Below are 14,384 nucleotides of genomic sequence, written 5' to 3' on the forward strand. Positions count from 1 at the left end.
GACTTCGGGCACCCGCGTGATATCGATGAGTTGACTCAGGTTCAGGATACCCTTCCTACCTTGATCGACATAACGAATCTTGACGCGGATAGCACCACGCTGGAAAAATTTGACGGCACGAGCTTAGCAGGTCTTTTGACCAGTAAAGAAACATCTTTGGTTGGTCGCAAGCTGATCGTGCAATGGTCGGCCAAGGATTTTCCGGATTACGGGCAAGCAGCAGTGTTGTGGAAAAGTAGAGATATGAAAACGCATTACGCGACATGGTGGAAAACCGTTAAGCCGATCGTTTCTGTCTATTCGCGGAGTTGAATCTGGATCCGTTCGATGAGGGAACCTATGAAAACCGCACTTGCCTAACGTAATTCGATCGATCCAATTCTGTAGAAGCCGTGTTCGTCCCGTAGGCTCGGACGCAGTGGCAGTAATACCGGTCGGTTTTCTTGGGGGCTATACAGCTTCATAGCAACATCATATTTCCCAACTTTGATGCTCGCCAACTGCGGCAGTCGGTAACTTTCTCGGTGGGTTGCTTCTCCGTCGCTTGGCATCCATCGCATGTTCCCGGCATCAAGAGTCACCTCTATCTTTTCTGGGCCGATGAAGCGAAAGACGATTTGGTAGGGATGATATGCCGGCGCGACGCCACGATTCTCCCAATCGACAATCACGACGGAATCATTCGCGTCGCTCGTGGCCGCAGGCAGCATGACGCGATGTGGGAAGAACCAATAGCCGCATGTGTTCAACAGCTCTTCAGTAAGTGCGGGATTGCCCGGCAACGCCAACCATTGATCGGCTGGCCCGTGATAACCGATATAGGTTGCCTTCATCAGGCGGATAGCATTACGCATGTAATCCGGCACATTGGCGTTCACCTTACCAGTCACGCTGCCTTCGGCCCCTTCCCACTTGCCGTCTGCTGCGTAAAAACGCAAATGTTGCATTTCCAAAACGGTGGGAGTCTTGCGATAGACCGCTTCATAATATTCGGGATTCGAAACGGACCATGTAGATCGGTATCGCACCGCTTTGAAGTCGGTCAGGATACTGTCGTCGCGATAGGAGATGCCGTGGTCGACGATGTACTTTTTCAATTCCTCCTGACCTTCTTTGGTTGGCGTTTCACGCACGAAGTCGTCGGAGATCATCAACAGCGTATTCTTGAAATAGCGAGTGTGGATTTCAAGATGCTTCAGTTTGGTCTTCCAATCGTACTGAATCCTACTGCTGGCGCCGGTGTGGCCTTCGCCCCAGTCGCCCAGACTGCCGATATCGACGTAACGCAACCATGGTTTGCCATCGTACCGCTGAGCGAACGCACGAACAAAATTCTCAAGTTTTTCTAAAAAGACAGGATCGTCGTAAACCGGCTCCCAAGGCCATCTTGGGTCGCCTGACTGTGCCCCATTGCGGTAGTATTCGCCGTTGGCACCCGCTTCCATCACCCATCGCGGTGTTGCAAATTGCTGTTCAATCGGCTTCGTACCGGTTTCTTTGCACGTTATCCGAAACGATACTTTCGTTCCGCGTGCCGTCCACTTATCGATAACATTGTCTAGCACTTCCCAATGGTATTCGCCCTCTTTGGGTTCCAAGTAGCTCCAGGCTAAACGCAAATAAATGTGGTCCATGCCTGGAAACTCAAGCAAATCCGCGTCGCTCCGCGGCAAGTATTTGGTTAAGGCGTTGTCATAGTAGTGGTGATACCAGCCTTTGTGTGGATTATCTAACGGAATGGTTGCGTCCCAATGTGGCGCCAGATCGAAGGTTGCTGGTTGTGCGTTGGCTATCGAAACGAACAAAAGAACCAACAGCGTGCTGTGGAACAAAGAAGGTTTGCTCACGGTTTTTCTTTCTTGATTTGAGCTTGCCGTGAGGCGGAAATATGATTGGCTCCTTCTTTGAATTTTCTAAGGTGCCCGTCAAGTTGTTCTTTCATTATCGCTTGGGCTTCACGATAGGTTTCGTTACCCGCAAGGTTGGTCCACTCGTTCGGATCATTGTTCAGATTATAGAGTTCTTCACTACCATCGGCGTACCGAAGGTATCTCCATTGGCGGTCGCGAACGGACGCGTTACCTTCATCAAACATCGTAAGAGTCGACGTCCGGAATAACGATTCAGGATTTCGCAACAATGGCGTCAATGAGTCGCCGTGCAACACGGCAGGGCCTTCAATGTGACACACTTCGACAAATGTCGGAAACAAATCAATCAGCCCGACAGGCTGATCACAGACGGAGCCTGGCGGAGCGTATTCGTCTGCCTGATTCTTGGGCGGCACAATGATCAGCGGCACTTTGGTCGAGCGTTCCCAACCGGTCCATTTCCCCCAGTGGTTTTTTTCACCTAGATGCCAACCATGGTCGGACCACAGAACAATGAAGGTGTGGTCCGCGATGTCGGATCGGTCGAGCGCACGGAGCAACCGACCGATCTCGTGATCGACATACGTGACACAGGCGAGGTAGGCTTCGACTGCGGCCTGCCACTGTTCGTGCTCAACCACCGTCGAGTGCAATCCCGCCGTATCCGCCTCGACCGCCCAACGCTTGCCAATGTCGCTGAGGTCGTCGAGATCGTCTGTGCGATAAGGCGGCAGTTGTCCACGTTCATCCTTGAACCGTTCAAAGTATTCTTGCGGAGCAAACAACGGGATATGCGGCCGGTAGTATCCGACGCCAAGAAACAGCGGCTTGTCGTGTAGTTGATTCAATTGCTCGATTGCCCAGTTCGTGCAAAGCGTATCGCCCCAATCGGTATCGGGCAGCTCAAACCCGCCCCAGTCGAACGATTCACCCGCCTTCTCCTTTGGCCGCCGATCCGATGGCATGCGGTTGATGGGAAGGACGACTTGGCAGCCTTTGCTGTCCTTCAAGACATGACGCGGGGCATTGGTACCCTTGCTGGGTAATTCGTTGTCGGTGTACTCGACGGCGTCAGCGGCAAACGGACTCCAGCGTTGGTTATAGCGTTGATATTCATGGAACTGAGCTTGAGCTTTCTTGTGAAACAGTTTTCCCGTTCCCAAAGTGTGATAGCCAGCCTCGTTAAACGCCGTGGGAAGTTGTCTCGCTCCGGGATAAACCTTGCTCATCGCTCCGGAGGGATTTGACCAGACCTTCGTCACGTTCGGCATTAGGCCGCTTGAGATCGCCGCCCGAGATGGATTGCATGCGGGCGCGGCACAATGGGCATTCGCAAACAGCATTCCACGAGCTGCAAGCCGATCGATATTCGGTGTCAACGCCTGGGGATGCCCCTTCATGCAGCCAACCCAGTCATTCAAATCATCAACCGCGATGAACAGGACGTGGGGATGATCCGCATCATTTGCGTTCGCAGGCGGAGGCGGAGTCAGCGCAAGGAAGAACAGGGCAACGAGCACCCGTCCCACTTGAATGCGTTTTCTTGGAGTGTCCATTTTCAATTTCTTAAAGACGACAGGAAGGGCCTTGTTCAACATATTCAACTGATTCATTAGAGGCAGAGTCTCATTCGTTTTGAATGCAACGTATTGACAATCCATTGAGATCATTCTTGGTCACGCGTTGCGTCCGCTGGTGAATTGTCACTGACTGCTTTGACATCGTCAAACTGCTGTCGCAGCGTTTCATACTCGCGTCGAAATGTATCACCATCCCCGTATTCACAGAACCAACTCTGTCGGTCATGGCTGTCGTTGACACGCCGAGCGTGTTTAATCGGACACCAATACTGCTCGGTGCGTGAGGCAACCTCGCGTGCGAACGCAAGCACGCCATTAGCGTAACCGCAGTACACACAATTGATTCGTTCAATCACGTTCAAATAGGCGAGCCGATGTCGGTCGAGCACAACATAGTCAGCCCGCCGAACAACTGGAATGCAATAAATCGGAAAGCATATCCACTGAAAGACGCAGACCAATAGGTCAAGCAGTGAGATAGGAATCAGCAAGGAGTAGATAACTGGCGTAGTCAAGATGGCAAGCAACGGTGCTTCGCGAAGGAACTTCCAAGTTCGCTTTATGAGTGTCCTATGATGACGCCGCGTATCTAAACCGAAGACAGGTTTCCCGTTCTCGAAGTGAAACGGCATCGCTTCCGTTGCATCGTGAATCTTGTCAGAAACGAGTGTCTCTAAAGCTCTGATTTCCTTCAGCAGTGGCTCTAGCCTATGACCCATCGCCGGACACCCCGTGAGCAGAAGTCGATTGATACTCGCAGTGCCCCAACGATTGGCAAGGCGGGCGGGAATTAGTCGATTGTTCAAATTGATTGGGATAGAAACTTGATCATCCCGTCGCTCCAGTCTAACAGGAACGATGGCCACCGACCGAACCATATCCTCAGCACCGCGTGTCTTATTTAAAAACATGGCATGTTTGGGACCAGCCACATCCAAAAGTGAAGACTGGCCGACAGGAACTGAAATGCCACGCTCAAATCCTGCTCGTTCGCTACCTATTGTGCGTTCATCCACTTCGGGCTGGAGTTTCCCTAAAAAGTTGGCGACCTATGCCTTATCACAAACAGGCATTCCCCAATCGATCAACACGCCTCACGAATGGCGAACTCAATCGAAACTCATTCAAGTAATTACCAATATGGAAAAACCACTCGCTCCGCGATGACGGTTACTTCCGCTGTGCCAAGGTGGATACCAACCAAGACCATAGAAGCTTCATCTCAAGTTTCTCCACTCGAATTTGCAGTTTACGTGCATCCATTTTATTCGCTCTTGGCACTCCGCTTGCTACATAACGCGAGCGACACGAACCAGGGAGCAATCAATGCACGACTCAAAACCGCTTCTCATCGTGATGAATGCAAGCCGCGAGTACGGAAATCGAATTGCCTCGCATGTTGCCGAGGAGGTTATTCCGCACGAGGAACGCGGATTTGAGGATGGTGAACACAAGATTCGCCCGCTGGCTAGCGTCCGCAACCAAAACGTGTTTGTCATCGACTCGTTGCATGCGGATGCGAAACTGAGTGTCAACGATAAGTTGTGTCGATTGTTGTTCCTGATCGGTGCCTTGCATGATGCATCCGCTGGACGGGTGATCGCAGTTGTGCCGTACCTATGCTACGCCCGCAAGGATCGGAAGACCAAACCGCGTGATCCAGTGACGACACGTTATGTGGCTCGGATGTTCGAGGCGGTGGGGACGGACCATTTGCTGACGATGGACGTTCACAACTTAGCTGCTTTTCAGAACGCATTTGGGTCAACGACCACCGACCACCTTGAGGCAATGCATCTGTTTGTCGATCATTTTAGCGCTCTAAATTCCGACGACGAGCTTGCTGTGATTTCTCCGGACGTAGGTGGCGTCAAACGCGCCGAATTGTTTCGTCAAGCCTTACAGCATAAGACCGGACGGCAAATCACGATGGGATTTCTGCAAAAACAACGCAGCGAAGGAATCGTGACGACAGGTGCGTTTGTCGGCGATGTTAAGGACCGAACCGTCATTATCATCGACGATTTGATCAGCAGCGGGACGACACTTTGTCGCGCCGCGACGGCTTGCCGAGCCAACGGCGCGAAAACGATTTACGCTGCGGCGACGCACAGCATGTTTTCATCGAATGCCGAATCCATTTTGTCCGCTTCAGCGTTTGATAGAATTGTTGTTACCGATACGGTCCCGCCATGGCGTCTATCCAATGAGTTTATCGCGTCGAAGTTGGATATCGTGGATACCACACCGCTGTTTGCGAGTGCGATTCAATGTATCAATTGGGGTGAATCGATCATCCAGTTGCAAACATAGAACAAGTTGCCAAGACTTGCGACTCCTTCCGAAACATGAAATTCTTGGCGAGTTCCGCTACGACAGTGCGATGGATGCGGCGTCCAAATATCGCAGTGCCTTCGGCTTCCATTTCTCCGGTTGGCGGACAACCTCATCGCGAAGATGCGCGATAGCAAGCGAAGCCCGAAGAAAAGCATGATAGCCGCAATAGAAAAGGCGCAGTTCTTCGGAGACCCGATCGCCCGTGCGCTGAACATAAACACGCCAAAGTTGCCGTCCGATTTCCGCGTCACCTGGGAAGTCCCCATTTAGGAGTTCGCATTCTTGCGTCAAAAAACACATTTCGGATGCGGTATCCAAAATGCGAAGGTCTTGATTGAATTCCAAACAGTCAATAATGACGGGCGGCGATTCCAGGCAAATGTGCTCGGGCCGCAAGTCGCCATGCGCGTCGATGACCCGGCCGTTACGCACACGTTGGATCATTTCCGCACGATGGACCTCGATAAAATCCGCCAACGCGTTCGCGACGTCATTAATTTGCGTCAACGGCAAACCGAAGGCATGTCTCAGAAGCCCCAATCTTGCCTCCGAAATCGAGTCCGCAAGACAATGGCAATAGTGTGCCCCCGACCAATTTGCCGGGGGTGTTTGACGATAAAACCAACTGAGCAATCGGCCAACCGACTCGATCTCGTCTGGTAACACTGTCGTATTCACGATGCAGTGATCCAACATCCGGTCACGATCCAGTTTGCGCATTTGCACCAACCATTCCACAACTTCTCCGTCGCCATCCATAGACAACCGACCTTCGTGATCGACCGTAATGGAAATGATCGACAGATAGACGCTTTGGGCGAGCCGTCGATTCAGGCGAATTTCGTGATGACAGTTTTGACGTCGTGCCGCGAGCGTGCTGAAGTCAAACGTCTTGCTGCGAAGAGGTTTCTTGAGCTTGTACGCATAGTGATCCGTCAAGAAGATCAATGACCGATGCGTTTCAATCACTTCGACCAACTTAGTCGGCTCAGGATAGCTTTCCGGCCGCTGCAGGAATTCGACTTTAGCGGTGATGCCAAGTTGCTCGCTAACGCTACTCACGTTCTTCAAAGATTTCCAGTTGATCGAGTGCATCGCTAGCGTCCTCGTAACTGTAGTAGGGTCCAGGATCGACCACCTCACCGCCTTCCGCAGCCGCGGCATCTTCGGCCGATTGCCCTGACAGAAATTCGACGACTTCAAATCCATTGTCGATTTCGATGATTGCAAAACAAGGCATGATGATTCCTCACGTCGGTACCAAGTCTCTTCTGGCAACTTCATCACAACGATGAATGCCCGCGTGGAAATGACTTGGATGCAATTGCAGTGCCAAGCCACAATGCCTTGGGAATGTTTCACGCTGGCACACAAGTTGCGTTTGATCTCGACCCAGCGTCTCGATGCGAAGCGAAAGTACCAGGAGTGTTCGTGTTTATCACGAGCGAAGGGAGTGCGTCGATGAATATTCACGCTAAGACGCCGATGGCGGTTTCTGTTGTACAAGTCGGATCGCAACGGTTGCCAGGCGCGTTGACCGTGCCAGATAGCGCAATCGGAGTGGTCGTCTTCGCACACGGCAGCGGCAGCAGCCGGTTTAGCCCTCGAAATCAATTGGTGGCTCGGCACTTACAAGCAAATGGGATGGCGACGTTGTTGTTCGATCTATTGCAGGAAGATGAGTCAGAAAATCCCCAAAATGTATTCGACATTGATCTGCTAAGCACACGATTGACTGACGCGATCCGTTGGCTAGCCTCACAAAACGAGACCGCCGGGTTATCAACCGGACTGTTCGGCGCGAGCACGGGTGCCGCAGCGGCGCTGATGACTGCCGCTCAGCCTGACAGCGGTGTTGCAGCCGTCGTTTCTCGCGGTGGACGCCCCGATTTGGCTGGCAATCTTACGCATGTCAAGGCACCAACATTGTTAATCGTTGGCGGTGAGGACCGAACCGTGATCGAGCTGAACGAACAAGCACTGTGTCGGCTTCCCGGTAAGGCGAAGTTAGAAATTGTGCCCGGTGCCACGCATCTGTTTTCCGAACCGGACGCGCTCGAGCAAGTTGCCCAATTGGCTAGCGATTGGTTCCGAGTCCATTTGCAATCTGAATGAGAGGTGAAAGTGATGTTTGCGGATCGCCAACACGCCGGACAGCAACTTGCAGATAAACTTTCTACGTTTGAATTACTGGACCCACTGGTGTTGGGAATTCCTCGCGGCGGCATCATCCCGGCAGCGGTGATTGCTGATGCTATCCATGCTGAATTGGACGTCGTGCTGGCTCACAAATTGCGTTCGCCGCTGCAACCCGAACTTGCGTTTGGCGCCGTCGGCGAAGACGGCAGTATTTACCTAAATCACGTCGCTCGCGAAGTCGTCGGTGTGACCGATACCTACCTGAAACAAGAACAGCAAACACAACTCGATGAAATTCAGCGTCGTCAAAAACTATATCGATCCGGCAAACCAGCCGCATCCATCGCCGGCCGATCGATTGTTTTGACCGACGATGGAATCGCAACCGGATCGACAATGTTCGCAGCGATCGAGGTTATCAAGGCAAAGCAACCTCATGAGTTGATCATTGCTGTTCCGGTCGCACCACCCCATACGCTGCATCGATTGCAGCAGCAATGCGACCGCGTCATATGCCTCGCCGCGCCAGCCAACTTTGTGGCGGTCGGACAATTTTATGATAGTTTTCTTTCCATCACCGACCAGCGGGTCGTCGACTTGCTAAATAGCCATCGGTCATCGGTGCCATGAATCCAGAGGATAATGAACGATGAAATTTTCAAACCAAAGCCATGCACTACGAATCATGCTCGACACCAAGGATTGCGAATTGTCGTCGGTCGAGATTGAACACATGGAGGAAGATCTACACACGCTGCGCGAGCTAGTTGCTGACTTTCCCGTTTCTGACTTGCACGTGACGGTGGTCCATCACCCGCGTGGCGGTGACTATCACGTTCGAACCACCCTTGCGCTTCCTGATCGAAGAATTTTCACTGGCGACCGTCATGCCAAAGTGCATCCGGCATATGAACGCTGCCTGCGCAAGTTAGTGAAGAAGGTCCGCGCCTACAAACATGAAATGCGGATAGGTGAAGACTCAATCAAGCAGGCCAAGGGAACACGTCAGACCGTCGAGCCGATCGCAGAGCTTGATGTCAGTGCGTTGGTAAAAACCGTCAAAGACGATGACTACCTGGAATTCCGACGGAAAATCGATCTGTTTGAACCGGCGTTAAGCGAGCGAATTGCTCGTTGGTTGGGAAAGTACCCCGAAATCCAAACCCAATTCGAATGGCCAGTTTCCGTTTCCGACATCGTCGAAGAAGTGTTTCTCAATGCATTCGACCAATTCGATCTACGGTCGCACGACGTATCACCCGGCGATTGGTTAGAAAACCTGATTGACCCCTCAGTTCAAGCCATTCTACAGTCGCCCGATGACGAATACATGCGGATCGAGTTTTCCAGCGCCGCATTCAATCAGTGATTTTCTCGCTCGGCCTTGTGACGTCAAAACTGGCGAGGCGTTTCAGCTTTTGAGATATGATCGTTCGTGTTGCTCTGATCTCGTTTGCAATGTAGACGTCTGCGTCACTCAAAAAACAACTGAAGCGACAATAAAACCGCCCGCGTGCGATCCAATACACATGGCTCTTGTTACGACGTTACAATGATTTTTCTGCGTCGAGCCAAAGGTTAAGAAACGAGCGAAAACCATGTCGAGCACAAGTGAGTTCATTCAAGCGATCCCCAAATTCGATTACACGGAACCGGCGGTCCCAATGAACGAAGGCGAGTTCGAAAAGGTGATCCAATCACGGCGCAGCGTACGAGTCTATAACGACGATCCGATCCCCGAGCACGTCATGCGCAGGTGCCTTGAATTGGCCATTCTCGCACCAAATTCGTCAAATCTGCAGCCCTGGGAATTCTACTGGGTCCGCGATCCGAATAAGAAAAAGAAACTGGTACAGTTTTGCCTAAACCAACCAGCGGCAGCCACAGCACAGGAGCTAATCGTTTGTGTCGCCAGACTGGATACTTGGCGGAGGAACCGGAAAATCATGCTACAAACATTGGCTGCTTCGGATGCAAAGATTCCCCAGGCAATGTTGGACTACTATCACAAGATCGTGCCGATGGCATGTGCTCATGGGCCATTCTATCTATTTGCACCGCTGAAGAAATTGGTGATGAATTTGATGGCACTACGAAAACCAATGCCGCGTGGTCCAGCCAGCAAGTCGGACATGCGAGTGTGGGCGCACAAATCAACGGCGCTCGCATGCGAGAACTTGATGCTGTCGCTGCGAGCGTTTGATTTTGACAGTTGTCCGATGGAAGGAATGGACGCAACTCGCATCCGCAAGTTGCTTGAATTGCCAAGACAAGCAGAAATCTGCATGGTCGTTTCTGCTGGGAAGCGTGCCGAAAACGGAATCTACGGAGAACAAATCCGGTTTGACAACTCATTGTTCTTGCATGAGTTGTGAATGATCATTCGGTTGCGTTACTCACTAGGCAAACCCGGTACCCATGATCGCAAATCAAAATCTTCGACCAACACCTCCGCAAGCAATTCCCTCAACTTGATTTTGGCCAAGTCAATGCTGACAAAGCCAGAAGCAAGCAAAATTAGCGGTTTGCGTGTTGCGGTTATTGAGGGGGAAGCTTCGTAGGCTCAATATCGCAAACTTGCTGCCATTCTCTTATCAACGGGCATTTCGTCTTTCGCTGCACCGTGGACTCGCCCCCGGTGAAGCAGCGTTTGCACCATCGCCATCTCGATCAAATCGCGACTGGCGTCTCCGGGTTGACCAGTCGGCTTTGTGCGAATTTCTTGCAATGTTCGCGTGTCCTCGAAAAAGCTACCGTTCAACTCGGAGTCTTTATCAAAAAACAAAACGTTGATTCGCCCTTCATGCGCTGCAATGAGAACTTGTTCGGGGTCGGTCGCGACTTTGTGGTGACGGCGGTCGCATATTTCCGAAGCGTCCTCCTGCAATTGATTTCCCAAGCATTCTTTTGCGATTGGCAAGGCTCTTTGCAACATCTCTTCGGGCGAGAACTGATCGACGTTCCCTGTGATTGTCTTCTCGGCGACTCGATCACTTGAAGCAATTTGTTTGTAGATCGCTGTCTCGTAGTCGACGCCGGCGAGAATCACCATGCCGGGTTTATTGCTAATATACTTGTACACGACATCGTCCAATTGTCGCAGATAGTGAGTCAGTTCCGCTTTTCCGGTATCCGGAACACCGCCTTGTCCGTGGTATACGGCTCTCTCTTTTCCAGGCGTCCGTGTATTACCAGAATGCACTTGGAATCCTGAGTCCACAGTGACCGACGCGTGTTGCTGTTTAAAGCTTTCGGGAAACGAAATGTCACTGACATCGGATATGGAGGTCGCGGAAGCCGAGAATAGCGTGACGTGATTTTTGCTGATTCTTAGCACGAAAAATGGCGGAACAGTATCGAAGATCGACACGAGTGGCCGAAGGAAAAACGAACGAGAGACGACGAGTCGCGGAGAAACGTCTTCGTAAATTTGGAACACCTTCCACACGCTGTCAGAAAGAAAAATCGCCATTCCGCTACGACGATCCATCGTAAATTCACTGGACGTCATTAGGTCATGTAGCGGCTTAAGAAAATCCTCCGCTTCGGTCGCCGGCATCCAATTTTGAACTAGCGTTTCGCGTGTCTCCCGAACCCGATTGCCGAGCCGAATACGATCATCCTCGGAATCGCGTGGTACTTGGGGAGCAGCAAAAAAGATCGACACATGTGGTCCACCTTCACTTCGCAGAAGTTGATCAAATTGTCGATGGTCGAGTGTGTTCATTTCCGTGGCCTATTGTGAATAACGTTCTTACCAAGAAACTCTATTAGCTTTGATCAGCAGACTCCACGCCTACCCGAAATCGCTCTCTTTCATCTTGTAAGCGACTCAACTAATTTGCCCAACAAAAGTTGAATCTGACCGTTTACCTTTCTTCGGTGTTTGTGGGTTAACATATTCCGCGTTCGGATGGAGACTCTCGCAAACACGGTTCAGTAAACTGCAAGTTGTGTGCCGTGGAAGCTTGCGAAGGACCGACCGAAAAGAGGGTGTCGACTGTGATAGTGGCGAGATTCGCACCTAACGTGTCCAAGAAACCTAGCGTGCATCGGAACACAACTGACCGCTGGAAATCCGTCCTACAACAATGCTTCCAATTAGTCTCTGAATTTCGGCAAGGTGCAAATGCACACGCGTGCATAACGAGAGTGCGCAGATCAGCACACAACCTTCGGTACACGCTTTGCTCGAATTTCTTAAAGAGACAGCTGCGGAACTCGCCAAAGACCATGTGTTTGTGCTTGAGATTCAGAAGTCTTGGCGACATCTGCCTCGTGACCAAATTCAACAGAAACCTAAGATGTCAAACTTGATTCGGGGATTCCCCCTGCTAGTGACGTCGTTACTATTCTCCGAAAATTTTTCTGGTCAACGACAAGACGCTCCAACGAAATACAAGGAAATGATAGTGATGCAGATCACCAGCACTGCCTTTACGAATGGCAAACCAATTCCTGCGAAGTACACGGGAGTCGGTGAAGATATTTCTCCGCCGCTTTCTTGGACAAAAGTGCCCAACGAGACCGAATCATTCGCATTGATCTGTGATGACCCAGATGTGCCCAGTCGTGCCAATCCCCGGCCACAGGGCCCTTGGATTCATTGGGTGATCTACAACATCCCGGCTGATGAGTCGCAGTTGCCCGCTGGTATCGCGTGCAAGCCGGAACCCGCCGATCCAGCGGGAGCTCATCAAGGCACAAACGACTTCGCCAGAGACAACGTAGGCTACCGCGGCCCGATGCCGCCCAAAGCAAGCGGCCCGCACCGTTATTTTTTCACACTTTACTCACTCGATCAGCAAATCGACTTGCCAGCGAAACGGGCCGACCAAAAATCGCTGCTTGCGGCGATGCAAGGACATATTCTGGCGCAAGCAAAACTGATGGGAACATTCGAGCAAAAGTAGCGAGAGTGAGTGTCGTGAGGTCTCTCGTCGCTCGGGCGATGTGAGTCGTTTGCTTTAGCAAACCTTATTGCGGTTGGCGATATGACCGCTGACTTGTTACCGGAATCAGCCATTCCGGTCAATTTCAACACAGGCAACATGATGCTCCGCAAAAACACAAACGCGTTGCTCGGCCATGTTGGCAACACACGTCCATCGATCATGGTCACGATGGACCGGTGTGCTGCGGTTGATATTCAACTGGTGCACGATTTCGTTGCTGCTGGCAGAGCCAGACAATTGAATATTTCCACGTCTGCTCGCAATGTGTCTGGATCGAATCGAGACAGACGACTTACATGACGCCGGAAACGCAATTCCATCATATCCCGGCTGGCCTTTGAGATGCCTTCCACTGTTGTTATTAGAAGTCATGCACTGCCTCGCTACGGGAGTGATGGTCGCCCGCGGAGACCTGGCAATGGAATGCGGGTTCGAGCGGTTGGTCGAAGTGCAAGAAGAAATCCTGTGGATGTGCGAAGCAGCACACGTTCCCGTCATCTGGGCCACTCAAGTACTCGAGCGACTAGCAAAATCAGGGTTGCCAACTCGCGTTGAAGTAACTGATGCGGGAATGGGATCGCGTGCCGAATGCGTGATGCTCCATAAGGGTGAAAACATCGTCGAAGCCGTCCAATCGCTGGCCGACATCTTACACCGAATGCAAACTGATCAAGCGAAGAAACGCCCCATCTTCCGTCGTCTCCATCTCGCTGAGCATTTGCTGAATAAAAAGACATGCTGCGGTATAGGGCTGGAATGTGCTTCGGTAGCCAAGAATATCAAGGTGGATCTCAGCAATGGAAACGAAGCGGGTTCTGGCCCCGAATTTGCTGCCTCTCCTTACTCAAATAGGTAACTTGCTCAATAAGGAAAAACTCCAATGAAACTTATTAATCCAGGCTATGTTGGTTTGTTTTCTGCGGTGGTTTGTGTCACGGCTTTAGCCGCACAAGTTGATGATATAGACCTCCATACGGATCAAAGCTCGCTGCAGCTCGGCGTCTTAGTGGGAGCCTGCCCGGAACAGGACGTTTGCGTACTCGACACGAAGGACGAGATGTGTAGGCAAATGCGTTTGCTTCCGAAGGAAATGGGCCAATGGAAACGAAGCACGCTGCCTGCGAAAAATGGTGACGATACCGTGTCAAATGCCACTATGCTAAATAAATCGGCGGCAACCAACGATGACATTTCACAGCTTGAACCAAGCCAAGCGAATCCACTGGGCTCTGTAATCCTGGTTCAATATGACAGCAGCCGAGGTTTTCCACCCAACATTAGCAACGACTGGACTGGTTCACGCTACCGAAACCAAAACAACGAAACTCGCCAATATCGCTATCGACTGCCGTATCGTCGGGTTTACCGATATCCGTATTATCGATACCAGTACCAGTATTATCCGCACTGGTATTACTATTACCGCGGAACCCCGTACTACTATGGCGGCGTCTATTGGTAGCGTCTAATCGCACCACATTGGTCTGACACCGTGAGCCACG

Annotated in this window: 17 protein-coding genes; 11 read left to right on the top strand and 6 right to left on the bottom strand. The window is 51.5% G+C overall.

Going from position 1 to position 14,384, the window contains the following annotated elements:
* The first annotated feature begins 30 nt into the window (after positions 1–30).
* Entirely contained in the window at positions 31–312 is a 282-nt protein-coding gene (locus CA13_RS13955) for an alkaline phosphatase family protein (protein WP_146397597.1), read from the top strand.
* A gap of 44 nt (positions 313–356) precedes the next feature.
* Here the strand turns inward: CA13_RS13955 and CA13_RS13960 are convergent, their stop codons facing one another.
* The 3 genes from CA13_RS13960 to CA13_RS13970 are packed head-to-tail and all read right to left on the bottom strand — an operon-like array spanning position 357 to position 4,170.
* On the bottom strand, positions 357–1,847 hold the full coding sequence (locus tag CA13_RS13960; protein WP_146397599.1) for a beta-galactosidase: 1,491 nt from the start codon (positions 1,845–1,847) through the stop codon (positions 357–359).
* A complete protein-coding gene (locus tag CA13_RS13965; protein WP_419194326.1) occupies positions 1,844–3,484 on the bottom strand; it encodes a sulfatase in 1,641 nt (546 codons plus the stop codon). Before CA13_RS13965 ends, CA13_RS13960 begins: the two co-directional genes overlap by 4 nt.
* Before the next feature lie 53 nt (positions 3,485–3,537).
* Positions 3,538–4,170 (bottom strand): hypothetical protein, encoded by a 633-nt coding sequence (locus CA13_RS13970; RefSeq protein WP_146397603.1) that lies wholly within the window; start codon positions 4,168–4,170, stop codon positions 3,538–3,540.
* A gap of 247 nt (positions 4,171–4,417) precedes the next feature.
* Between CA13_RS13970 and CA13_RS35125 the strand changes: the two genes are divergently transcribed.
* Both CA13_RS35125 and CA13_RS13975 read left to right on the top strand, forming a co-directional pair.
* Positions 4,418–4,618, top strand: coding sequence for a hypothetical protein (locus tag CA13_RS35125; protein ID WP_419194327.1), 201 nt, complete (start codon positions 4,418–4,420; stop codon positions 4,616–4,618).
* Between the two features lie 159 nt (positions 4,619–4,777).
* On the top strand, positions 4,778–5,764 hold the full coding sequence (locus CA13_RS13975; protein WP_146397604.1) for a ribose-phosphate diphosphokinase: 987 nt from the start codon (positions 4,778–4,780) through the stop codon (positions 5,762–5,764).
* A gap of 57 nt (positions 5,765–5,821) precedes the next feature.
* On the opposite strand, the gene CA13_RS13980 is transcribed toward CA13_RS13975, so the two are convergent.
* Both CA13_RS13980 and CA13_RS13985 read right to left on the bottom strand, forming a co-directional pair.
* Complete coding sequence (locus CA13_RS13980; protein WP_419194328.1) at positions 5,822–6,883, bottom strand: hypothetical protein; 1,062 nt, start codon at positions 6,881–6,883, stop codon at positions 5,822–5,824.
* The gene (locus CA13_RS13985) at positions 6,843–7,028 is read right to left on the bottom strand and encodes a hypothetical protein (protein ID WP_146397608.1); all 186 of its coding nucleotides are present in this window, start codon (positions 7,026–7,028) and stop codon (positions 6,843–6,845) included. Before CA13_RS13985 ends, CA13_RS13980 begins: the two co-directional genes overlap by 41 nt.
* Positions 7,029–7,117: 89 nt before the next feature.
* Here CA13_RS13985 and CA13_RS13990 point away from each other — a divergent pair, with 89 nt between their 5' ends.
* The 4 genes from CA13_RS13990 to CA13_RS14005 all read left to right on the top strand — a co-directional run bounded on the left by CA13_RS13990 (position 7,118) and on the right by CA13_RS14005 (position 10,302).
* A complete protein-coding gene (locus CA13_RS13990; RefSeq protein WP_419194329.1) occupies positions 7,118–7,903 on the top strand; it encodes a dienelactone hydrolase family protein in 786 nt (261 codons plus the stop codon).
* A 12-nt stretch (positions 7,904–7,915) separates the two neighbouring features.
* Positions 7,916–8,557, top strand: a complete 642-nt coding sequence (locus CA13_RS13995) for a phosphoribosyltransferase (RefSeq protein ID WP_146397610.1) — start codon at positions 7,916–7,918, stop codon at positions 8,555–8,557.
* Between the two features lie 19 nt (positions 8,558–8,576).
* The gene (locus CA13_RS14000; protein ID WP_146397611.1) at positions 8,577–9,296 is read left to right on the top strand and encodes a hypothetical protein; all 720 of its coding nucleotides are present in this window, start codon (positions 8,577–8,579) and stop codon (positions 9,294–9,296) included.
* A gap of 229 nt (positions 9,297–9,525) precedes the next feature.
* Complete coding sequence (locus CA13_RS14005; RefSeq protein WP_146397613.1) at positions 9,526–10,302, top strand: nitroreductase family protein; 777 nt, start codon at positions 9,526–9,528, stop codon at positions 10,300–10,302.
* 188 nt (positions 10,303–10,490) lie between these two features.
* Here CA13_RS14005 and CA13_RS14010 read toward each other — a convergent pair whose 3' ends face one another.
* Positions 10,491–11,654, bottom strand: coding sequence for a baeRF7 domain-containing protein (locus CA13_RS14010; RefSeq protein ID WP_146397615.1), 1,164 nt, complete (start codon positions 11,652–11,654; stop codon positions 10,491–10,493).
* A gap of 460 nt (positions 11,655–12,114) precedes the next feature.
* Here CA13_RS14010 and CA13_RS14015 point away from each other — a divergent pair, with 460 nt between their 5' ends.
* The 4 genes from CA13_RS14015 to CA13_RS14025 all read left to right on the top strand — a co-directional run bounded on the left by CA13_RS14015 (position 12,115) and on the right by CA13_RS14025 (position 14,344).
* Positions 12,115–12,840, top strand: a complete 726-nt coding sequence (locus CA13_RS14015; protein ID WP_419194330.1) for a YbhB/YbcL family Raf kinase inhibitor-like protein — start codon at positions 12,115–12,117, stop codon at positions 12,838–12,840.
* An 81-nt stretch (positions 12,841–12,921) separates the two neighbouring features.
* On the top strand, positions 12,922–13,182 hold the full coding sequence (locus CA13_RS35130) for a hypothetical protein (protein ID WP_419194331.1): 261 nt from the start codon (positions 12,922–12,924) through the stop codon (positions 13,180–13,182).
* 70 nt (positions 13,183–13,252) lie between these two features.
* The gene (locus tag CA13_RS35135; RefSeq protein WP_473087462.1) at positions 13,253–13,738 is read left to right on the top strand and encodes a pyruvate kinase; all 486 of its coding nucleotides are present in this window, start codon (positions 13,253–13,255) and stop codon (positions 13,736–13,738) included.
* 24 nt (positions 13,739–13,762) lie between these two features.
* Positions 13,763–14,344, top strand: a complete 582-nt coding sequence (locus CA13_RS14025; RefSeq protein WP_146397619.1) for a hypothetical protein — start codon at positions 13,763–13,765, stop codon at positions 14,342–14,344.
* Positions 14,345–14,384: the final 40 nt, after the last annotated feature.

It is taken from the genome of Novipirellula herctigrandis, assembly GCA_007859835.1.
Taxonomy (GTDB): domain Bacteria; phylum Planctomycetota; class Planctomycetia; order Pirellulales; family Pirellulaceae; genus Novipirellula_A; species Novipirellula_A herctigrandis.